The sequence below is a fragment of the Streptomyces sp. TLI_55 genome (assembly GCF_900206255.1).
In the GTDB taxonomy this organism is placed as follows: Bacteria; Actinomycetota; Actinomycetes; order Streptomycetales; family Streptomycetaceae; genus Streptomyces; species Streptomyces aquilus.
Map to the genome: position 1 here is coordinate 8,800,265 of NZ_OAOJ01000001.1, position 22,268 is coordinate 8,822,532.

Genomic DNA, 22,268 nt, shown 5'->3' on the forward strand with positions numbered 1-22,268 from the left:
GGGTCAGTGCCTTCCGGGGCCGTTCACGGCGGAGTCGTGGATCGCGTCCAGGACGCCGCTCTGCGTGCCCATGATGTTCTGGAGGTTGGTGTGGGTGCCGTCGGCGACGGCCACGACGGCGTCGGAGACGGACTGCCCCGTGTCCGTGACCGTCGTACGCTCGCTCTTCTCCTGCGGCTGGACCTCGCGCGCGAACTCGTCGTCGGTGCCCGGCCAGTCGCGGGTGAGGTTCACGTCGGCGACGAACTCGCGGACCATCTGCCGGGCCAGCGCGCTGATCTCGTCGATCTGCCGGACCCCGGACTGGATCCGCCCGGGGTTGGCGAAATAGGCGTTGCCGTCAGCCATGCTGGTGCTCCTCCTCGGAGTCGTCGGGGTCCTCGCTGATCTCGTCCCGGAGCCGGTGCCGCGAGGCGCGGTGCGCGGCGGGAGCGTCCTCCAGCACGGCGGAGCCGAAGATCTTCGTCCAGTCGACGTCGACCCCGGTCAGTTCGGGCACGGTCGTGCTCGGCCGGGTGAACGGCTCGAAGGCCGCGATCACCTGCCGGGCCATCACCCCGCGCGCCTCGGCCGCGGCCTCCAGCACGCTCGCCGCCAACTGCCCGGCCGACATGCTCCGGTAGCGGTCCTCCAGGAACCGGAGCCCGGTCAGCTCACCCTGCGGGCCCACGGTGACCTCGACGCTGCGGTCCTTCGAACGCACCCGCACCGACGCCTCGGCGAGCTCCGCCTCCGCACGGGCCACCGCCTCGCGGGTGGCGTCCAGTTCGGCCATCGCCTGGGCGAGGCGCTTGTCGTACGAGGCCCCGCTCATCGGCCGATCACGGACGGAGCCCCGCCTTCCTCGGCGCCCCACACGTCCTCGTCCTCCTCGTCGGCGAGCCAGCTGGCCCGTTCCTCGCCACCGCTCTCCGTCACCCGGCCGCCGCGGCGCGCCTCGGCGGACTGCGGGGCGAACGGAGAGGCCGACGAGCTGGTGCTCACCCTGGACCGGCCGGTCGTGGTGCCCTCGGCCTCGTCCTCGGCCGTGGCGCCCTTCCTGCCCTTGCCTGCGCGGCGGGCACGTCCGTCGAGGGGACCGCCGCCCGGCTCGGTGAGGACGTTGCGCACCCGGTCGCCGTTGCCCGACTGCCCGCCGCCCGCGCCCGGGGCGCCGCCCATGCCCATCGGCATCATCGGCATGCCGCTGCTCGCGGCGGAGGTGTCCGCGCCGCCGGTGCCGGAGGCGGTCGGCGCGCCCAGGGCGCCCGAGGCGTACGGCGTGTCGTCGTACCCGGCGAAGGAGTCGCCCAGGCCGGTCGAGGGCGTCGTACCGGTGCCGTAGCCGGTGAGCCCGGCGGTCAGCGGGGTGCCGGAGCCGAGGTCGGCGCCGAGGGCGTCGGTGAGTCCGTCCAGTCCGCTGCTGAGGTTGCTGTTCAGGCTGCCGAGGTTGTCGTTCAGGTCGTCGAAGTCGAGGTCCCCGAGGTCACCGAGGTCGCTCAGGCCGTTGCCGAGGTCGGTGGTGGTGACGTTGCCGTCGGGGTCGGTGGTGGTCGCCGTGCCGGTCGTCGGGTCGATCGTGGTGACCGTGCCGTCGGGGTAGGTGGTGGTGAGGGTGCCGTCCGGGTTGAGGGTGGTGAGGCTGCCGTCCGGGTTGGTGATGCTGTCGCCGGCGTCCAGGTCCGTGGTGGTGGTCTTTCCGTCCTTCGTGGTGGTGGTCACCCGGCCGGTGCTCGGGTCGAAGATGCTGGCGGAGCCGTCGGGGTAGGTCGTGGTGAGCGTGCCGTCGGGGTTGAGGGTGGTGGTGCCGCCGCCGGGGTTGGTGAGGCCGTCCGACAGGGAGCCCAGGCCGGTGCCGAGGTCGGTGCCGAGTCCGCTGCCCAGGTCGCTCAGGCCGGTGCCGAGGCTGGTGGTGAGGCCGCTCAGTCCGGCACCGAGACCGCTGGTGAGGCCGTCGAGACCGGTGTTCAGGCCGTCCCCGATGCCGGAGAGGCCGTCGCCGATTCCGGAGAGGTTGTCGCCCAGGCCGTTGAGGCTGTCGCCGATGCCGTTGGTGAGGTTGTCGATCGCCTCGTTGATGCTGTCGCCCAGCCCGTCACCGATGCCGTTGCCGTGGCTGTCGTCGCCCTGGCCGTCCTGGTACTGGTCGGTCAGTGAGGAGGTGTCCTTGGCGTCCAGGGGCACCTCCAGCGGGTCGATGGCCTCGATCCACGCGTTGTTGAGGTCCGACAGCACCTGCTTGGCGACCGGGATCAGCTGGCGTTCGATGTACGTCGTCCAGCGTTGGACGGCCGCCTCGCCGACCTTCTTCCAGTTGTTGACGTCGTTGAGGTTGCCGTAGACAGGGTGGCTCTGTCTGAAGGCGCTGGTGGCGGAGTAGTGGTCGTTGCCCTGACGGCTCTCGTGTCTGACCTGGTGGACGTTGTTCTCCAGCACCCACGCCGTGAGCTCGTTGAGCATCTCGAGCAGCCCGCGGTGCGGGTCGTGCTGGCCGGTGTTGGCCCAGGTGATCCAGGCGGTGCGCAGCGCGACGGTCTGGCGCCACAGGTCCTTCTGGGCCTTGATGAGCGCGTCGGAGTAGGGGGAGCCCGGGGTGTAGTAGTCGACGCTGGTGCTCTGGGCGTGGTAGGTCAGGCCGCCCAGCTGCTCGACGTAGGCGTCGTAGTTCTTGCGGAGCCGGCGGACCAGGTCGCGGAAGATCCCGGCGGCCTGCCCCTGCCAGGCGCCGTCCTCGCCGCCGAGGGACTCCTCCCACTGCCTGAGCACGACGGCCTGGTCGGCGAAGAACTTCTTCGCGCGGTCGAAGGACTGCGCGGTGTCCTGGAACGACTTGAGCTTGACGGCGTCCTTGTCGGCCACCGTGAGGCCGTGCGAGGAGAACCCCGCGGTGCTGTGCGCGCTGTCGGCCGCCAGTGCGTCCAGGGCGGCCTTCGCCCCGCTGACGTACTGGGCCAGCGCGGAGTTGTCCCACTGGTCGCCGTAGTGGCCGGTGAACGGGCCGCCGGTGAACGTCTCCCCGTTGTCGAGCAGCCGGCCCCGGCCGTCGCCACCCACCGGGACGCCGATCAGCACGATGTGCGCCTGGTACAGGTTGAAGTCGGCGCTCTGGTGGTTGGAGCCGTCGGCGCCCCCGCTGGTGCCCACGAAGGTCAGGATGTAGTCGTCGCCGGAGGAGACCTGCCAGCCGCTGATGGCCGAGTAGTCGGCGTCCGACAGGTTGCGCATGGCCTGGGAGCGGATGTCCATGCGGAACAGCGGGATGCCCTCCTTGCTCTTCAGATGCTCGAAGAGGCCGGCGCGGCTGGGCATGGGGTAGCCGGTGAGCATCGTCACCGCTTGGCCCCAGTAGTCGTCCTGGTCGTAGGTCGTGGCGTTCTCAGGCATGCGATCAGCTTTCGGAACCGGAACCCGGGCCGGTGGTTTCTTCGCTTCCGGGGTTCTCGCTCATGCCCTCGTCGACGTCGGAGAAGAGGTCGAGGAACTTCTCCCCGTCGATGGACTGCAGGGTGCTTCCCTGGGTGTTGAGCATCGTGCGGATGGTCTGTTTCATGTCGCGGTCGATGTCCCCGAACAGGTTCACGTGCTGCGCGAGGACGGCGTCCACGCTCTGCGCGGCGCCGGTCGCCGCCGTCAGCAGCGACTCGCCGTGCATCGTGTCGCCGGTGCCCATCAGGCCGATGGACAGCGCCTGGCTCTGCTGGAGCGTCTCGGGGGTGGTGGCCCCGTTCACGATGCTGCGCAGCGCCCGCACCCCGCCGTTGTCGGCCGCGCTGTCCTTGCGGATGGCTTTGAGGGCGTCGATGAAGTCGGCGAGGTCGTTGTCCACGAAGCGCTGGAGCGCCGGGCCGTCGAGATGGGTGAGGTCTGCCATGGGGTGGCTCAGCGACCGATGCCGACTTCGGACCACATCTGCGTCAACTGCTTCTCGCTGTACTGGTACTGGTCGGAGATGTCCGTCAGCAGCGCGGCGTGCGAGGTGAGCATCTCCTCCATGGCGTGCACGGCCCTGTTCCAGGCGTCCTGCTTGTCGGTGTACGTCCTGGCGTCCGTGCCGTACCAGGTGTTCTTGAGCTCGTAGAGCTCGGCGTCCAGGGAGGCCAGCGTGTTCGCGATCGCCCTGGTCTGCTGGACCATGTCGTCGGCCGCGTTGTTCATGTGGTTGTAGTCGACGTAGATGTAGCCGTCGGTCAGGTCGGACATGCGGGAACCTCGTTCCGGGATGCGGTGGGCGGTCGGGGGGAGCCGGTCAGCCGGCGAGCTGGTCGAAGGCCGACTGCGAGGCGTTGTACGCCTGGTTGATGGCGTCGACGGACGAGCCCTGGGCCTTGCCGTGCTGGACGAGGCTCGTGTTGAGGGCCTGGACCATGGCCTCCAGGTTCTTCAGGATGATGGTGCACTGGGTGTCCCAGTCCTTGAGCAGAGCGCCGAACTGGCCGCCGTCGCTGCCCTGGTAGCCGGCGGAGAGGTTGGCGCGGGTCGCGTCGACGTCCTGACGCGCCTTGAGGATGCCGCTGAAGGCCATCTCCAGTGCCTGGATGCCGTTGCGGGTCGACTGTTCGCTTGACTGCTGGCCGTTTCCTGCCATGGCAGGCCTCCCGGTCGGTGGATGTGGCGGAACGGGTCGGGGCCTCCGTCCCCGGGGGGTGGGGGCGGAGGCCCGTCATCCCGTACTACGGAGCAGGCGGGGCGCCGGGTTCTCGTGCGGCGGCTTCAGTTTTCGGCGGCCGCCTGGGTGGCTCCGGCCCCGGAGTCGCCGCAGGCGGGCCCCGTGGTGTGCGGCCTGGAGGCGCCGGTCGCCGCCGCCGGGTCCAGGTCGGGGCCGGTCGGCAGCATCGACAGCAGCGGCGCCGGCAGTGCCCGCGCGCTCGCCTCGCTCTGCCCGAGCGCCTCCAGCGCCGCCGTCGAAGGCACCCGGTACTTCACCCCGTTGTCCGTGACGAGATACGTCGTGTCCCCCACGGCGGCCCCGTCCGCGCCGAGCGCGCGCACCAGTGCGCCGTGGCCCGGCCGGACGACCACCCCGTCCACCCGCAGACAGGCGGGCGCCACCTGGTCGGTCGGGGCGGCGGAGACCGGGCCCAGGTCGGTGACCGGGACGAGCGTGGTGGCCACCCGGGTGCCGTCGGTGCCGGGTTCCACGCGGGCGCAGGCAGCCTGGTCCTGGGGCACCGACACGGCGTGCGGCGGGGCGGCGGGCAGGCCGGCGGCGCCGGGGGAGCGGCCCTCGGCGCCCGGGGCGAGATGCTGCTTGAGGGTGTCCGCGCCCAGGTCGGCGGCGACCGGGGAGTCACCGTCGTAGGCCTTCTCACGGATCGTGGGGTCGCCGAGCGCGAGGGCGGCGGCGGTGTCCGTGAGCGGGACCAGGCCCTCCTGGCGCAGCTGGTAGTAGGGGCGTTCGGCGGAGCCGGGCACACTGACCCGGAAGACCTGGCCGACCCTGCTCGCGGCCGAGCCGAGGGCGGGGCCCTTGGTGCCCAGGCCCGCGACCGCCGGGGCGGTGAGGTCGGGGCCCTCGACCAGGGCGTCGAGGAAGGCCGCCGACACGGGGCGCGCGGCGACGGAGCCGTAGCCGAGGGAGACGGCCGCGCCGGACTTGTGGTCCAGGCGCAGCCTGCTGCCCTGCCAGACCAGGTACGAGGCCCCGTCCGGTCCGGCGACCAGCACACCGTCGCCGGCGTCGAGCCCGGTGTCGGCGGTGGGGCCGCCCGCGACGAGGGCGGTCACCGCGGAGCCGTCCTCGTCGAGCGCCGAACACACCTGCCAGGCCCCGGAGTCGAGGTCTCCGCCGCCCGGCAGGGAGTCGGGGGCGCCCGGGATGCCGACCGGGGCACCGATCGGGGTGTCGCCGAGGGATGCGGTGGAGACGTCCTCGGTCTTGAGGTCCTTTCCGCCGATCAGCCGGGCCGAGGCGTAGTTGCGCACCGGGCGCAGCCGGCCGTCGTAGTAGACGTAACGGGCGCCGGTCTCCCGGTTGACGACGAGCGTGCCCGACGTACGCCAGGAGTCGTTCCCGCCGGGCGAGACGAGGCCGTAGACCAGTGCCCCGGCCGCCACGAGTACGGCGACGACGACCCCGACGACGGCGCCCCGGGTGGTGCGCCCCAGCGGACTCTCCGGGGCGTCCGGGTCGGCCAGCAGCATCCCGGAGGCCAGCCGGTTCATGACGAAGGCGTGCGCCTGTACCTGGTCGCGCTTGGACTGCATGACGAACCCCCGTTCAGCCGCTGATCGCCCGGAGGGCGCCGAACGCCCCGAGCACCCACAGGGTGAGCGGCAGCACCGCGATGGCGAGGCCCGAGTGCAGCAGCTCCGCGGCCCGCCCCCAGTACGGCAGCATGCGGCGGCCGGGCACCGTCCAGGACGCGATCGCCAGGACGGCCGCCAGCGCGAGCAACCCGGCCAGGAGCAGGGGCCGGCCGTCGGGGCCCGCCGCGTGAGCGGCGGTACCGGCCAGCAGGGCGGCGCCCAGCGCGCCGGGCAGCACCAGGGCCAGCCGCTGGCGCACGTTCACCATGCCCCGCCCGTGCAGCAGCAGAAGCAGCGACAGCACCCCGGCCGTCAGCGCCTCCGGCAGGCTCGGCCGCAGCGACAGCGCCACCAGGCAGCCCGCGCCGACCGCGCCCGAGGCGCCGTACAGGGCGGTCATCCAGCCGCTCGCCAGCTCGGTGCGGGTGGCCACATCCCGGCCCTCGTAGGGCTCGATGCCTTCCTGGAGCTGCTGGGCGCTGCCCGGCAGGGCCGGCATCCGCATCCCCGCGAGCCGGAAGGACAGCGCGGGCACGAACCCGCCGAGCAGCACCACCAGCGCGGCGACCGCGGCCGCCGTACCGTCGACCGTCAGTCCGAACACGCCGATCCCGGCGCCCGCGAGCGCGGCGGACACCGCCACCAGGGCCGTCGCGAGGAACAGCGGTGCCGAGACGGCCGTCACGGCGAGCGCGAGCACGGCGCCGCCCGCGCCCGCGGCACCCGCCGCCAGGAGCCTGGACCCCAGCACCTCCTGGGCCTGCGGTCCGCTCAGGTCGCCGCCGGGGACGAGGAACGCGGCCAGCGCCAGGAACGGTCCCGCCATGTACCCGAGCGCCGCCCCGGCCGCCCGGTCACCCACCGCGCGGGCCGCGGACGCGGCGCCCGCGAGCAGCAGCAGACCGCTCGCGCCGGCCGCCGCGGCCCGGACGGCCGCCGATCCGCCCGGCCACGCCAGCACGCCGAGTCCCAGTACGAGCGTCGCCACCGCGAGGCCGAGCAGCAGCCGCCGCCCCGCCTCGGGCGTCCAGGCGTGCAGCCGGTCCCGGGTGACGTTGGCGATGCCGTCGACCAGGTCGTCCAGGCGGACCTCGGGCAACGCGGCGTCGTGCGGCCGCAGATGGAGCACCTCGCCGTCCTTGAGGTCGAGGGACTTGAGGGTGCCCTCCTCGTCCAGGGGGCGCTCACCCAGGCGTTGCAGGACCCAGCCGCCGTGGTCGAGGCCGCGCTCCTCGACGTCGCCGCCCGGTGCCTCCCCGCTGCCCTCACCCGCATAGCGCAGCAGGGTCGGCAGCAGGTCGGCGACCGGCACGTCCGCCGGCACGGCGAGGTCGATCGTCCGGGCCGGGCCGCGGACGGTGAGATGGCACAGCTCGGCCACCTGGTGGTCGGTCATCGATTTCTCCTGGCACAGATCCTGCGGGGCTCCCCATCCGTATTACGGAGTGACCCCCTTCCGCGTTCTCCGCGCCCGCTGCCGCCTGAGGAGCCCTTCCGTTGAGCGTCGTCCTGTTCCGCCGACCCGCCCGCCGCCGTGGGCCCGACATGCCCGAAGGGGAGCTGACTCTCCAGGAGCCGCCCACGCTCCCGGAGACGGTGCCGGACTCCTCCGCCGTGTGGACCTACCTCCCCATGGCGATGATGTCCGTGTCGATGATGCTGATGTTCATCCGTCCCGGCGGCACCAGCAGCGTCTTCAGCTACCTGGCGCTCGGCATGATGGTGCTGGCCTCCGGCGCGATGATGGTCGGCCAGGTGATGCGCAAGAGCGGCGAGCGCAAGCAGCGTCTGCACGGCGAACGGCGTGACTATCTGCGGTACTTGACCCAGACCCGGGGCAGGGTCCAGCGGGCCGTCATCGAGCAGCAGCATGCCCTGGCCTGGCGGCACCCCGCCCCCGTCGCCCTGCGTTCCATGGTCCGCACCACCCGGCTGTGGGAACGGCGGCCCAAGGACGACGACTTCGCCGAGGTCCGCATCGCGGTGGGCGAGCAGCAGCTGTCGATGCGTCTGAACCCCCTGTCCACCAAGCCGGTCGAGGATCTGGAGCCGCTGTCCGCGCACGCCCTGCGCCGTTTCGTACGGGCCTACAGCACGGTGCCCGACCAGCCCATCGGCCTGTATCTGCGGTCCTGGTCACGGGTGTTGCTGCGCGGTGACGAGACGGCGGTACGGTCGCTCGCGCGTGCCGCGCTGTGTCAGCTCGCGGTGTTCCACGCGCCCGAGGACCTGTGGATCGCGCTGTGCGTGTCCGACGAACGGCGCGCGGAGTGGGAGTGGGCCAAGTGGCTGCCGCACAACCTGCATCCGCAGGAACGGGACGGCGCCGGGCCCGCCCGCATGGTGGCCTCCGCGTTCAACGACCTGGAGGACCTGCTGGGCGCGGAGTTCGCCGAGCGGGCGGGCTTCGACCCCGAGGAACCGCCGGGCCGGGACGAGCCGTTCACGGTGATCGTGGTGGACGGGGTGAAGGTGCCCGCCGGACACCGTCTCGACGGCCCGGGGGCGCGCAACACCGTGGTCCTGGACCTCTCCGGTGCGCTGAGCTGGCGGCCCGGCCGGACCACCCTGCGCCTCGACGTGCGGCCCGGCTCGGTGCGGCTGGTGCGCACCGACCGCAGCCGCAAGGAGCAGAGCACGGCGCTGGGCCGGCCGGACGCGGTGGGTCCGGCCGCGGCGGAGGCGCTGGCCCGGCTGCTGGCGCCCTACCGGATGAGCCTGAGCGCGGACGCGGCCGAACCGCTGGCGACCGACGTGCAGTTGACGACGCTGCTCGGCATACCCGACCTGTACCGGCACGATCCCGAGGCGCTGTGGCGGCGGGCGACCGGGGCGGCCCGGCTGCGGGTGCCGGTGGCCGTGGGGGCGGACGGCCGCCCGGTCGAGCTGGACATCAAGGAGTCGGCGCAGGGCGGCATGGGCCCGCACGGGATGCTCATCGGGGCGACCGGCTCCGGCAAGAGCGAGCTGCTGCGCACCCTGGTACTGGGGCTGGCGCTCACCAACTCCTCCGAGACGCTGAACTTCGTCCTGGTCGACTTCAAGGGCGGCGCCACCTTCCTGGGCCTCGACGGACTGCCGCACACCTCCGCCGTCATCACCAACCTCGCCGACGAGGTGGCGCTGGTGGAACGCATGCAGGACGCGCTGCACGGGGAACTGATCCGGCGCCAGGAACTGCTGCGGGCGGCCGGGAACTACAGTTCGGCGCTGGAGTACGAGAAGGCGCGGATGTCGGGCACACCCCTGAAGCCCCTGCCGAGTCTGTTCGTCGTGGTCGACGAGTTCAGCGAACTGCTCGCCGCCCACCGCGAGTTCATGGACCTGTTCGTGATGATCGGACGCCTGGGGCGGTCGCTCGGGGTGCATCTGCTGCTCGCCTCGCAGCGGCTCGACGAGGGGCGCATGCACGCCCTGGAGAGCCATCTGTCCTACCGGATCGGTCTGCGCACGTTCTCCGCGATGGAGAGCCGCGGGGTGCTCGGGGTGCCGGACGCCTACCAGTTGCCGTCGCAGCCGGGTGCCGGGTTCCTGAAGAGCGGGGTGGAGGCGCTGACGCGGTTCAGGGCGGCGTACGTGTCCGGGGCGTACCGGCAGCGGCGGGGCGGGGTGGCGCAGGCGCGGGTGGCGAGTCAGATCGTGCCGTGGAGCGCGGGCTGGGTGGTGCCGCGTGCCGTGGCACCGGCGGTGCCCGAACCGGTCGTACCGGACGAGGAGTCCTCCGACACGCTGCTGTCCGTCGCGCTCGACCGGCTGCGGGACTCCGGGCCCGCGGCTCACGAGGTGTGGCTGGCGCCGCTGGGGCTGCCGCCCGCGCTGGACGCGCTGCTGCCGGGCCTCGACAAGGACGCCGAGCGCGGGCTCGTCGCCGCCGGCTGGTCCGGGGTGGGCAGGCTGCGGGTGCCGGTCGGGATCGTCGACAAGCCCTTTGAGCAGCGCCGGGACCCGCTGGTCGTGGACCTGTCCGGAGCGGGCGGTCATGTGGCGGTCGCGGGCGGCTCGCAGAGCGGCAAGTCCACCCTCGTACGCACGCTGATCACCGCGCTGGCACTCACCCACAGCCCGCGGGAAGTCCAGTTCTACTGCCTGGACTTCGGCGGCGGCGGCCTCGCGGGTCTGGCCGGGCTGCCGCATGTCGCCGGGGTCGCGAGCCGCCTCGACAGCGAGCGCACCAGCCGCACCGTCGCCGAGGTGACGACGCTGCTCGCGGACCGGGAGCGGTTCTTCCTCGACCACGGCCTGGACTCCATGGCGGCCTACCGGCGCCGGCGCGCGCAAGGGGAGTTCGACGATCAGCCGCACGGGGATGTGTTCCTCGTGGTGGACGGCTGGTCGACGGTCCGCCAGGACTACGACACCCACGTCGCCGCCTTCAACCAGATCGCCCAGCGCGGTCTCAACTACGGCGTCCATCTGGTCGTCACCACCGCCCGCTGGGTGGAGCTGTCCGCGCAGATCCGCGACCAGGCCGCCACCCGGCTCGAACTGCGGCTCGGCGACACGATGGACTCGGTGATCGACATCCGCAAGGCGGCCTCGGTGCCGCGCACGGGCGGGAGGGGCCTGACGACCGACGGCAAGCTGCACTTCCTCGCCGCGCTGCCCCGGATCGACGGCGGGCAGCGCGCGGACGACCTCGCGGACGGGGTCGCCGAACTGGTGGAACAGGTCTCCGCGGCCTGGACGGGCCCGGCCGCGCCGCCGGTGCGGATGCTGCCGCACCGGCTGCCGATGGCCTCGCTGCCCGCGTCCGAACTCGGCGACGGCCTGCGGATCCCCCTCGGCCTCGACGAGGAGAAACTCGCCCCCGTCTGGCACGACTTCGCCCGCACCCCGCACCTCATCGCCGTCGGCGACACCGAGAGCGGCAAGACGAACCTGCTGCGGATGATCGCCCGGTCGGTCACCGAGCGGTACACGTCCGCCGAGGCGCGGGTCCTGGTCGTGGACTACCGGCGCGAACTCGTCGACGCGGTACCGTCGGAGTACCAGCTCGGGCACGCCGTCTCGATGGACTCCGTCAAGGAACTGGTGGCGGGCTCGGCCAGGGCCCTCAAGACCCGCGCACCGGGCCCCGACATCACCCCGGCCCGCATGCGCCTGGCGGACTGGTGGCAGGGCCCGCGCCTGTTCGTCCTCATCGACGACTACGACATGATCGGCGGCGGCAACGCCTTCGACCACCCCTTCGCGCCCCTCTTCGAGCACCTGGCCCTGGGCCACGAGGTCGGCGTCCATGTGGTCGCCGTCCGCTCGGCGACGGGTGCCGGGCGCGGCCTCAACGACCAGCTGCTGCGGCGCCTCGACGAGGTCAACACGCCCGGCCTGCTGCTGTCCTGCCCGCCGTCGGAGGGTTATGTCTTCGGCAACGTCAAGCCGCGGAACCTGCCGCCGGGGCGGGCGCTGAGCATCGTACGGCGCAAGGCGACGCTGATTCAGACGGCGCTGGCGGACGGCGGGGAGTGAGGCGGGGGCGGTGCCCGCGGTCAGGAGCCGTCGGCCGACGGCTTCCGGCGCAGCCGGGCCGCCGCCGCCGCCCAGGCCACCGCGAGGACGGCCGCGGCCCCCAGGGAGGTGACGGCCAGCGCGCGACGGCCCGCGGCCGTCGCCTGCGGGTCGGTGGCGAGGTGGACGGGGTCTTCGGTGGCCGGAGCGGACACCGCGGCCGTGGCCCCCTGCCGTACCGAGGTCACCGCGGCGTACGGATCGAGCCGGGGGACGTCCGCCGGGTACGCCGTACCCGTGAGGCGTGCGGCGGTCTCCTCGGCGCTCAGCCCGGGGTGCGCGGCGCGTACCAGCGCGGCGGTTCCGGCGACGTAGGCAGAGGCGAGGGACGCGCCGGAGCCGATGTAGTGCCCCTTGCCGGACGGGCCGATGCCCACCACGCCGTCGCCGGGGGCCGTGAGGTCGGCCCGCAGGGGCATGGGGGCGTTGTCCGGGTGGGAGCCCTTCGCGTCCACGTCCAGGACGGACAGGACGTGCGGGTCCGAGGCGGGCCAGTAGTCGCGGGGCGCGGGCGGGGACGCCGTGCCCGAGCCCGCCGGGTCGGGGGCCGCCGCCGCGATGACCAGGGCGTCCTTGGAGGTCGCGGAGGCAACTGCCGCCGTCAGGTCCTCGGAGCCGGTGTTCAGTGCGGGGGAGACCACGATCACCTCGGCACCCGCCTTCGCGGCGGAACGGATGCCGGCGGCCACCGAGCCGGCGGTGGCCGCGCCTCGTTCGTCCGTGCCCCGGACCGCGAGGACGCGGGCCTGGTCGGCGACTCCGGCGAACCGCACGCCCGGCTCCTGGGCGGCGGCGATCAGTCCGGCGACGAAGGTTCCGTGGCCGACGCAGTCGGTGCCCGCGGAGCCCACCGCGGTCACCCGGCCCTCGAGCGCGGCGGCCCCGGCCGCCACCCCGGTGTCCACGACGGCCACGGTCACCCCGGACCCGCCCGTGCGCCCGGCCGAGCTGGCCCAGGTGCCGTCGAGCCCCAACGCCCGCTGTTCCCACGGCACGTCCTTCGCGACCGCGGCCGACGCCTTCGTGCAGGCGGCGCCGGCGGTCAGCGCGGAGGGCACCACCGGCAGCTTCACCTGGTCGGCGGTCGGCGGTCGGCGGGGCGGCGGAGGCGGTGGCCCCGAGGCAGGCCGTGCAGACCGTCACCAGGGTCAACGACACGATCGTCCGTCTCATCGCGCCGTCACCTCCGGCGCGTCCCCGGGCAGCAGCAGCCGCAGATCGTCGAAGCCCGGCGCGGACATCGAGCTGATCCGCCCCGCCTGTCGGGTCATCATCGTCTCCAGTACCTGGCGGGCCAGGCGTGCGTTGCCGAACGAGCGGTCCCGGGGGAGCGAGTCGAAGTACTCCCGCAGGACCGCACCCGTACCGGGCCCGCACTCGTAGCCGTTCGCCTCCGCATGCCGGCGGACGATCGTCACCAGCTCGTCCGCCGTGTAATCGGTGAACTCCACCCGGCGCGAGAAGCGGGACATCAGACCGGGGTTGGACGCCAGGAAGTCCGACATCTCCTCCGTGTAGCCCGCGACGATGACGACCACCTCGTCGCGGTGGTCCTCCATCAGCTTCAGCAGGGTGTCGACGGCCTCCCGGCCGAAGTCCGAGGAGCCCGCCGAGCCGGCGGGTGTCAGTGTGTACGCCTCGTCGATGAACAGGACGCCGCCCAGGGCGCGTTGGAAGACCTCACGGGTCGACTGGGCGGTGTGGCCCACGTACCGTCCGACCAGATCCGCCCGGGCCACCTCCACCAGCTGGCCGCGGGGCAGCACGCCGAGCGTCATGAGGAGTTCGCCGTAGAGGCGGGCGACCGTCGTCTTGCCCGTGCCGGGCGGGCCGGTGAAGACGAGGTGGTGGCTGATGCGGGGTGCGGGCAGGCCGGCGGCCTCGCGGCGGCGGGCGGTGGCGAGGAGGTTGACGAGGTCGGTCACATCGCGTTTCACGCCGGTGAGGCCGACCATGTCCCCGAGACGGGTGAGCGGGTCGCCACCGGCGGGCCCCTCGTCGCTCACCGCCGCCGCGGCCTCCTCGCCCACGTCCTGGGGCAGCAGCAGGGCCAGATCACGCTGCCCGATCTCGGTGAGCGAGGCGAGCCGGGTCGCCTGACGGTCCACCATCTCCTCGAAGAGCTGACGGGCGGCGCGACCGTTGCCGAACGTGGCGTCGCGCGGCATGCGCTCGAAGCGGACGGCGAGGGCCTTGCGGGTGGCGTCCTCCAGCTCGTACTGGTGGCGCACGCACATCGACTCCATGATGGCGACCAGTTCCGGCACCGAGTAGTTGGCGAACTCCACCGTGCGCGAGAAGCGGGAGGCCAGACCGGGGTTGGAGGCGAGGAAGCCGGCCATCTCCTCGGTGTAGCCCGCCACCACCACGACCATGTCGTCGCGGTGGTCCTCCATCAGCTTCAGCAGGGTGTCGACGGCCTCCCGGCCGAAGTCGGCGCCGCCGCCCCGGCTGTCGGAGACCAGGGTGTACGCCTCGTCGATGAACAGGACCCCGCCGAGGGCCTGTTGGAAGGTCTCGGTGGTCTTGATGGCCGTGCCGCCGACGATCTGCGCGACGAGGTCGGCGCGGGAGACCTCCACCAGGTGGCCGGAGCGCAGCACGCCCAGCTCCGTGAGGATCGCGCCGTAGAGGCGGGCGACCGTCGTCTTGCCGGTGCCGGGCGGCCCCGCGAAGACCAGGTGGCGGCTCATCGGCGGGACCGGCATGCCCATGCTGGCGCGGCGCTGGGCGAGCTTGGTGAGGTTCACAAGGGTGCGGACCTGGTGTTTGACGTCGTCCAGGCCGATGAGCGCGTCGAGTTCGGCCAGCGGTCCGCCGTCCGCCGGGGCGGTGGGAGCCCCGGCCGGGTCCGTGCCTTCGACGTCGCCGACCCCCCAGGCGTCCCGGCGGCCGTTGTCCGCGCTGGTCAGGCCCTCTACAGCGAGCCGGTCGCCGGGGCGGACCTGCACCAGTCCGCCGCCGGTGTTCTCGCGCGCGGTGCAGTTGACCAGGGACACCGGGGCGTCGGTGTCGACGCGGAAGCCGTCGCCCTCGCTGCCCATCGCCTCGCAGGAGGTGAACGCGCCGCGCCCGCCGTCGTCGACGACCACACCATGTCCGCCCGCGCCGCTCACCCGCAGTCTGCTCGCGGTCAGTTCGCCGCCCTTCTCCACCAGCACGCCCGGCTGCGCGCTGCCGCGCTCGCCGCGGATCTCGCAGTCGCGCAGGGTGACGCTGCCGTCGGCCCCGACGGACAGTCCGGGTCCGCCGGCCGCCGCGTCGACGGTGCCGCCGCCGACGTACAGCGTGCCGTCGTCCTCGACCCGGATGCCCGCCCCGCCGGGGCGTTCGACCACGCAGTCCTCCAGACGCCCGCGTCCGTCGGCGCGGACCTCCACGCCGTGGCCGCCGGGCGCGCTGATCCGGGCCCTGCGCAGCAGCGGGTTCGCCCCGGACCGTACCGAGACACCGACGCCGGCGACGTCCTTCACCTCCGGCCGGTCCAGCTCGGCGACCGACTCCTCCTCCAGCAGCAGCCCGCCCGCGGCACCGCCCTGCACCGACAGCCCGATCAGCACGGGGGACGCGGAGCCGGCCACCCGCAGTGCCGGTGCCTGAGCCCCGTCCAGACGGCAGTCCTCGATCGTGCCGCGCGACCGTTCGAGTACGACCATTCCGTGGCCCTCGGTCCGGTCGGTGCGGCAGCGGCGCAGCCAGGGGTCGGTGCCGCCGGACAGGACGATGCCTGGGCCGGTGGTGGCCGTGACCGTCACGTCCTCCAGGGTGGTGCGCGCCGCGCTGCTGAGGTGGACGCCGGTGCTGGTGTCGTGGACGGCGGTGCGCACCACCCGGGTGGTGCAGTGCTCTTCCAGTGCGATGGCCGGCTTGTCGGTGGCGGAGATGTCGCAGTCCTCGACCGAGCCGCGCGCCTCGCCGTTGGCCAGCACGCCGTTGCCGCGGGCGTCCCGGACGGTGCAGCCGCGCAGGGTGACCCGGCCGCGTTCGCCGATCACCGCGCCCGAGGTGCCCAGGTGTTCGACCGTGCAGGACTCGACCGAGCTGTCCACCGGTGAGGTGACGACCAGTCCCGCGCCCTGTGGATTGGTGATCCGGCAGTCCCGCATGGCCAGTGATCCGGTGCCACGGGCCGTCAGCGCCGTCCAGCCCGCGCCGGTCACGTCGCAGCCCTCCAGGGCGAGTTGGCCGCGCGCCACGTCCACCACCGGCAACTCCTCGTCCCGGCCGGTCAGTACGAGGTCGGTCAGCATCACCGCGTCCGCCTTCAGGACGACGGCGCTGCCGCGCCGCGGCGCGATCTCCACGCTGCCCCGGGCCTGTTCGGCGACGATCGTCACCCGCGTCCCGATGACCAGGCACTCCTGGTAGCGGCCCGGCCGGACGCTGATCACGGCACCGCCGCGCGCCCGCTGGAGCGCCTCGCCGATGGTCCGGAAGGAGTCCGCGGGGGAGTGCGGGGCGGGGTCCTGGCAGACCGTCAGTAGCTGGCGTGACACGCCGGATCCTCCATGGGGATAGGGATGGTTCGACGGGGGGAGGTTCAGCGCAGGCCCGCGGGGGACGCCGCCCCGTGCGAGGCCAGGGCCCGGCGCAGGGCCCGAAGGGCATGACTGCTGCGGGATTTGACCGTGCCCGCGGGGAGGTTCAGTTCGGCGGCCGTGTCCTCGATGCTGTGGTCCAGGCAGTAGCGGTGCACGAGCACTTCACGGTGCGGGCGGTCCAGGTCGGTGAGGGCGCGGACCAGGACCTGGGCCGTGAGGGTGAGTTCGCTGGTGTCGGCGACGACCTCCCGCTCCAGGGCCTTGGGAACGAGGTCCATCGGGCGGGCCCGCCGGGTGCGGTACGCGTCGATGGCGAGCCGCCGTACCACGGTGAACAGCCACGGCCGGGTCAGCCCGGGCGTGGAAGTGAGCCGGTCGGCGTGGCGCCAGGCCCGTAGCACGGCTTCCTGCACGATGTCCTCCGCACCGTGCACATCGCCGAGGGTCAGGCCCCGGGCGAACTCGAGCAGGGCGGTTCCATGGGTCTGGTAGATCACGCGAGCGAAGGCCTCGTCATCGGTGGGGGACGCGGTGAGGGACGCAGGACGCATGGCGGTGACCGACTCGTTTCGGATCGGGGAGTGAGGACTCCCCGATCGTCACAGTGTGTGATCGACCGCCGATTGGCATGGGATAGACGTTCGATAGTCATGTGGAGCCACGCGTCCACGACCCCACTTCTCACTACGGCCGCGCGGCCCGTGGGGTTCTCACCCCGGGCCCCCAGAGTTGCCGGGGCCGGATGTCACCCGGCCCGCGCCCGGTCCTTCACCGCGGGCCGGGAGACCGCGAGCGCGGACACCTTCGCCCGCAGCGGCCCGGCGTCCGGATGCCTGATCCCGTCCAGGATGCGGACCGCCTCCCGCAGCAGAGCGCGGGCCCGCTCCGGCTGGCCGAGGGCCGAGCGGGTCTCGGCCAGCGAGGCGAGGGTGTGGGCCTCCGCCCAGGGCACGCCTCCGACCTGCCGGAACCGCAGCAGGGACTCCTCGAAGGCGGCTACGGCGTCCTCGTGGGCGCCGAGGTGGTGGTGGGCGGTGCCGGTGCTGTTGAGGACGTGGCCCAGGGTGTAGTCGTCGTCGGCGGCGCGGGCCAGGCGCAGCGCGGACGCGCAGTACATCAGCGCCTCGCGATGCCGCCCGAGCAGGGTGTGGTACCAGCCGAGCCCGTTCAGGATCCACGAGCGCAGCCTGCTGTCGTCCGGGCCGACCAGTTCCAGGGCCAGCCGGTGGTGTTCGAGGGCGCCTTCGAGGTCGCCCTGCACTTCGAGGACCACACTGAACTGGCGGTGGCACTCGGTGAGCGCCGGGAGGTCGCCGACCTCGCCGAAGAGTGCGATGGCCCGCTCGATGTGCCGGTGGGCCTCCTTGATGTGCTTGGCGTACGACTCGGCCTGGGCGAGCCCGCGGTGGATGTGCGCGAGGGCCGTGGGGTCGCCGAGACGCTCGGCGGAGACCAGGGCGGTGCGCAGCGTGACGCCGAGTTCGTGCCACAGACCCTGGCGGCCGAGGTAGTGCTCGACACACCAGGCGAGCTGCCAGGCGTGGACGTCGAAGTGGTGTGCCGAGGCCTGTCGCAACACCGCGACCAGGACGGCCCGTTCGGTCTCGAACCAGGCCGTGGCCTGCTCGGCCGCGCTGAACTGCGCACACCGCACGCCGTCGGACGGCTCCCTGAGGGAGATCCGGTCCCGGGTCAGGTCGGTGAGTTCGGCGGCGGCGTGGGCGCCATGGAGGTAGTGGTCCAGCATGCGGCGGCGAGCCGCCGTGAGTTCCTCCGGGCTGTCCATCTCGGCCGCGAGTTCGCCGGCGTGCGCGCGCAGCAGATCGTGAGAGGCATAGCGGCCCGGCGCGGGCTCGTCCACGAGACGGGTGTGCACCAATTCGGTCAGCAGGTTCCGGGTCGCGGGGAGTCCGAGCCCGGCGAGACTCGCGGCGGCGGCCGGTGAGACGTCCGGCCCCGGATGCAGAGCGAGCAGCCGGAACAGCCGGGCGGCGGCGGGCGACAGCGCCTGGTACGACCACGACAGCACCGTTCGTACGTCGGCGACCTGGTCGGTGTCCGTGAAGGCGTCCAAACTGCCGTGTCCTTCGGCGAGTTCGGCCGCCAGCGCGGCGAGCGGGAAGGCGGGGCGCCCGGCGGCGCGGGCCGCCGTGACGGCGAGCGCCAACGGCAGCCCCGCACACAGCTCGACGATCATCCGTACGGCCTTCGGCTCGGCGGCGACCCGTGCCGCGCCCAGTCGCCGCACCAGAAGCTCGTGTCCCTCCCGTGCGCTGAGGACGTCGAGATGCACCGGGTGGGCACCGTCCACGGCGACCAGACCGCCGAGCCGGTTCCGGCTCGTCACGATCGTCAGGCAGCCCGGGGCGCCGGGCAGCAGCGGCCGTACCTGCCCGGCGTCGCGCGCGTTGTCCAGGAGGATCAGCACCCGCCTGCCGGTGAGCACGGTACGCAGCCGGGCCGCCAACGCGTCCTCGTCCTGCGGGAGTTCACGCTGGTCCGCGCCCAGTGCCGCAAGAAGCGTGCGGAGTGCCTGGCCCGGGGAGACTGGATCGGTCACCGGGTCGAAGCCCCGGAGATTGACGTAGAGCTGGCCGTCGGGAAACCGAGCAGCGATCCGGCGGGCCCAGTGCACGGCGAACGCGGTCTTGCCGACCCCCGCTGTGCCGCCGACCAGGACGGTGACGGAAGGCGCGTCACCGTCCTCGGGGAGCAGGGCGGTGGCTTGGGCGAGTTGGTCGTCGCGGCCGACGAAACCCGCCAGTGCGGCGGGGAGTTGGGCGGGGACGGGGGGAGTGGGTGAGGTGCGGTCGATGGCCGGGGGGCAGGAGTGCGCGGACGCCTCACGGACCGGTTGCGAGTCGTCGACGCCGGACTCGGCGGCCCCTGGTACCGCCACCGCAACGGCGGCCTCTTGGGCGGCCGGAAGGTCCTCGACCCGATCCGCCCTACCCTGGGCGGGCTCGGCCGGAGTCGGTGCGGCGGGCCGCGGCAACAGCTCCGGATCCGCGCGCAGGATCCGTTCGTACAGCCGCTGCAGGCCCGGCCCCGGATCGACCCCCAGCTCCTCCGCGAGGAGCTCCCGTGCCTCGGTGTACGCCTCCAGGGCGGTGGACTGCCGGCCGGACCGGTAGAGCGCCAGCATCAGCATCTCGCGGAACCGCTCGTCGAGCGGGTGCGCGCCGACCAACGCGGCGAGTTCGGGTGCGGCCTGGGCGTGGCCGCCGAGGTCGAGTTCGAGGGCGAGCCGGGTCTCCAGGGCGGACAGCCGGAGCCTTTCCAGGCGTTCACGCTGGGCACGCGCCCATGCGCTCCGAACCCCGGACAGGGCGGGACCGCGCCACAGAGCGAGCCCGGCCCGCAGATGGACGACGGCGTCCCGGAGGTTGCCGGCCTGCCGGGACCGTTCGGAACGGGCGACGAGTTCACGGAACGCGGCGAGATCGAGGTCCTGCGGGAGCGCGCGTACGACGTAGGCGTCGCCCACCGACCGGATGAGCAGGGCGTCGTCGAGAGCCCGCCGCAGCCGGTGCACATACGTGCGGACCGACCCCACCGCCGACGCGGGCGGAGCCGTACCCCACAGCGCGTCGACCAGTTCGCCGACCCGCACCTGGGCGCCCTCCGCGATCAGCAACGCCCCCAGCACGGCCCGCTGTTGGGGCGGTCCGAGGTCCACCTCGGCCGTGCCGCGCCACGCGCTGACCGGCCCCAGCACCGCGAACCGAATCTGCTCCCGCACCTCTATGTCTCTCCCTGCCAGAACCCGAATCCGGCACAGCCTCCGCACCCCGTCTTGGAAGGCACTTGAAGCCCTCTTGGAGCCGCCGACCTACGGCCCGGGTCCGGGCCACTGCTTTTCTCAGAGGCAAGTCCCGCCGGGCGGCCTGACGCCGGGGCGGATCCGTACGCGTGAGCCGGGGCCGGTCGCTCGACGACCGGCCCCGGCGGCCACTCACCGTGTCACTGGGCTACGGGAGAGGCGGGTAGGCGTTCTGCATGAGCTGCTGGAACTGGGCGGAGAACCAGTGCCCGGCGAGCGGTGCGTTCGGCAGCGCGCCGGTGGGGTTGTTGCCGTTGCGCGCGTTGCCACCGTAGGTCGGGTCGCACATGCGGTCGAAGCCCTTGCCCTCGTCGTTCGGGATGGCGGCGCTGTTGCCGTCGGACTCACCCGGCGGCTTGACCCACACGTAGGCGTCGATCCCGGCGGCGGGCGCCGCGGTGGGGCGTTCACCGAGTCCGGCACCGCTCTGGTTGCACCAGTTGCCGGCGTGGATGCGCCGGTCGATGCGGCTGCCGTCGACGTAGGCGTCCACGGAGGTCTGCGGACCGGGGCCGGTGGGCCGGGCGGTGCCGCCCCAGCCGTTGCGGGAGGTGTCGATCAGCATGCCGAGACCGGAGTCGAATCCGGCGGCCACCAGCTTGTCCCGCAGCCCGAGCGCGAACGACTGCTCGTCCACGTACTGGTTCCAGTCCACCCACTTCGACTGGCGGATCGTCTGCCCGTTCACCGTGTCGGTGACCTTGAAGTTCGGCTCCTTGGCCGGGCTGTAGTTGGCGGTGTTGACGATGAAGCCGGCCACATCGCTCATGCTCGCGCCGTTGGACGTGGCGACCTTGGCGAACTCCTGCACCGACGGGCCCAGGTTGCTGTCCCAGCCGAGCCACCCGTGGTGGCCGGCGTCGATGTAGTTGTAGACGTTCGCCAGGGCACCGAGCTTGTCCAGGGCGTACGAGACACCCTTCTCGTAGTTGCCGTTGCTCTTCATGGTCACGCACGCGTCGGTGGTGGTGTTGGTGCCGCCGGCGTTGGTGACCAGGTTGGGCAGCGAGTCGGGCTCGATGACGGTGGCGATGCGCAGGCCCGCGTACTTCGACTCGGAGAGGATCGAGGTGATCGGGTCGATGTACTGGGACTTGTACTTGTCGAGGTCGTTCGGTCCCAGTTCGCCGTTGGAGGCCAGGGCCGCGCAGTCACGACCGGGCAGGTCGTAGATGACCAGCTGGACGACGAGTTCACCGCTCCCCTTCTGCTTGAGCGCCTCGTCCAGGTGGGCGCGCAGGCCCATGCCGCCGTTGACGCCGTTGATGGCGGCGATCCGGTCCAGCCACACCGCGGTGGGCTGGTTGGAGATACGGCTGCCGCCCGGTTCGGCGGCCGCCTTCGCGGACCACTCGGGGTTCACGTACGCCTTCGCGCCGGCATAGGGGTTGGCGGCCTTCGGTCCGCCCGGGCCGGGGTCGGTCGGTCCCGGGTCCGTCGGCGTCGGTCCGGGGTCGGTGGGGCCGCCGTCCACGTTGCAGGTCACGCCGTCGAGCGTGAACGTCGCCGGAATCGCGTTGGTCCCGCTGTAGGACGCCTGGAAACCGAAGCTCGCGGAACCACCGGTGGGGAGCGTGCCGTTGTAGCTCTCGTTGGCGGCCGTGACGGCGGAGCCGCTCTGGCTGACCTTCGCGTTCCAGCCGTTGCTGATCTTCTGGTTCCCGGCGTACGACCACTTCAGCGACCAACTCGACTTGGCCGCGCCGTTGTTGGTGATCGTGACGGCGGCGGTGAAGCCGGTGTCCCACTGGTTCTGCACCTTGTAGTCCACGGTGCAGGGCGTGGCCGCGGTGCTGGCGCCGGCCGGGCCCGCGATGATCGCGGCGCCGGAGGTCCCGGTGAGCAGGGCCAGCGCGGTGAGCAGTGACATTCTTGTGCGACTCATGAGGGGAGTCCTTCTCCTTCTGGGCGCGATCGGCTGCGGATGCGAGCAGGCGACCGCCGGCCCGGAGCGGTAGGGGGCAACTGCCGCCATCAGGGCAGGGGCAGGGGCAGGCGTTCGGGCGAGATGCCCACGGGTGAAGCGCTCCCGTCGCATCAGCGCACGGCGGCCATGTTCCCGGTGGCGGCGTGCTGTACGGCCCGCGGTCAGACGCTGGGCAGCGCTGAAGCGATGGCTGTAGCCGTATACGGCGACCTACGGCACGCGCCGCAGGCGTCGACGAGGCCGAAGT

General features: G+C 72.8%; 14 protein-coding genes. 1 reads left to right on the plus strand and 13 read right to left on the minus strand.

The features are described 5' to 3' along the window. Positions 1 to 3: 3 nt before the first annotated feature. The 8 genes from CRP56_RS40260 to eccD all read right to left on the minus strand — a co-directional run bounded on the left by CRP56_RS40260 (position 4) and on the right by eccD (position 7,621). Entirely contained in the window at positions 4 to 348 is a 345-nt protein-coding gene (locus CRP56_RS40260) for a hypothetical protein (protein WP_097272682.1), read from the minus strand. Continuing rightward, a complete protein-coding gene (locus CRP56_RS40265; RefSeq protein WP_097272684.1) occupies positions 341 to 814 on the minus strand; it encodes a YbaB/EbfC family nucleoid-associated protein in 474 nt (157 codons plus the stop codon). The genes CRP56_RS40260 and CRP56_RS40265 overlap by 8 nt, the downstream gene beginning before the upstream one ends. Beyond that, positions 811 to 3,363 (minus strand): AAWKG family protein, encoded by a 2,553-nt coding sequence (locus tag CRP56_RS40270; RefSeq protein WP_097272686.1) that lies wholly within the window; start codon positions 3,361 to 3,363, stop codon positions 811 to 813. The genes CRP56_RS40265 and CRP56_RS40270 overlap by 4 nt, the downstream gene beginning before the upstream one ends. Positions 3,364 to 3,367: 4 nt before the next feature. Next, entirely contained in the window at positions 3,368 to 3,850 is a 483-nt protein-coding gene (locus CRP56_RS40275; protein WP_097272688.1) for a type VII secretion system-associated protein, read from the minus strand. Between the two features lie 8 nt (positions 3,851 to 3,858). Then, positions 3,859 to 4,179, minus strand: coding sequence for a WXG100 family type VII secretion target (locus CRP56_RS40280; protein ID WP_097272690.1), 321 nt, complete (start codon positions 4,177 to 4,179; stop codon positions 3,859 to 3,861). A gap of 46 nt (positions 4,180 to 4,225) precedes the next feature. After that, entirely contained in the window at positions 4,226 to 4,564 is a 339-nt protein-coding gene (locus CRP56_RS40285) for a hypothetical protein (protein WP_097272692.1), read from the minus strand. Between the two features lie 125 nt (positions 4,565 to 4,689). Beyond that, positions 4,690 to 6,183: a type VII secretion protein EccB gene (eccB, locus tag CRP56_RS40290; protein WP_097272694.1), complete on the minus strand. Its 1,494-nt coding sequence runs from the start codon at positions 6,181 to 6,183 to the stop codon at positions 4,690 to 4,692. 13 nt (positions 6,184 to 6,196) lie between these two features. Further along, entirely contained in the window at positions 6,197 to 7,621 is a 1,425-nt protein-coding gene (eccD, locus tag CRP56_RS40295; protein ID WP_097272698.1) for a type VII secretion integral membrane protein EccD, read from the minus strand. Between the two features lie 149 nt (positions 7,622 to 7,770). Here eccD and eccCa point away from each other — a divergent pair, with 149 nt between their 5' ends. Beyond that, the gene (gene eccCa, locus CRP56_RS40300; RefSeq protein ID WP_097274970.1) at positions 7,771 to 11,691 is read left to right on the plus strand and encodes a type VII secretion protein EccCa; all 3,921 of its coding nucleotides are present in this window, start codon (positions 7,771 to 7,773) and stop codon (positions 11,689 to 11,691) included. Positions 11,692 to 11,711: 20 nt separating this feature from the next. Here eccCa and CRP56_RS40305 read toward each other — a convergent pair whose 3' ends face one another. The 5 genes from CRP56_RS40305 to CRP56_RS40325 form a co-directional block, all read right to left on the minus strand. After that, entirely contained in the window at positions 11,712 to 12,803 is a 1,092-nt protein-coding gene (locus tag CRP56_RS40305) for a S8 family serine peptidase (RefSeq protein ID WP_097272700.1), read from the minus strand. Between the two features lie 96 nt (positions 12,804 to 12,899). Beyond that, positions 12,900 to 16,226: a right-handed parallel beta-helix repeat-containing protein gene (locus tag CRP56_RS40310; protein ID WP_097272703.1), complete on the minus strand. Its 3,327-nt coding sequence runs from the start codon at positions 16,224 to 16,226 to the stop codon at positions 12,900 to 12,902. A 44-nt stretch (positions 16,227 to 16,270) separates the two neighbouring features. Further along, positions 16,271 to 16,822, minus strand: a complete 552-nt coding sequence (locus tag CRP56_RS40315; RefSeq protein WP_097272705.1) for a sigma-70 family RNA polymerase sigma factor — start codon at positions 16,820 to 16,822, stop codon at positions 16,271 to 16,273. 194 nt (positions 16,823 to 17,016) lie between these two features. Continuing rightward, positions 17,017 to 20,013, minus strand: a complete 2,997-nt coding sequence (locus tag CRP56_RS40320) for an AfsR/SARP family transcriptional regulator (protein WP_097272707.1) — start codon at positions 20,011 to 20,013, stop codon at positions 17,017 to 17,019. A gap of 229 nt (positions 20,014 to 20,242) precedes the next feature. Continuing rightward, the gene (locus tag CRP56_RS40325) at positions 20,243 to 21,979 is read right to left on the minus strand and encodes a glycoside hydrolase family 6 protein (protein WP_097272709.1); all 1,737 of its coding nucleotides are present in this window, start codon (positions 21,977 to 21,979) and stop codon (positions 20,243 to 20,245) included. Between the last annotated feature and the right edge of the window lie 289 nt (positions 21,980 to 22,268).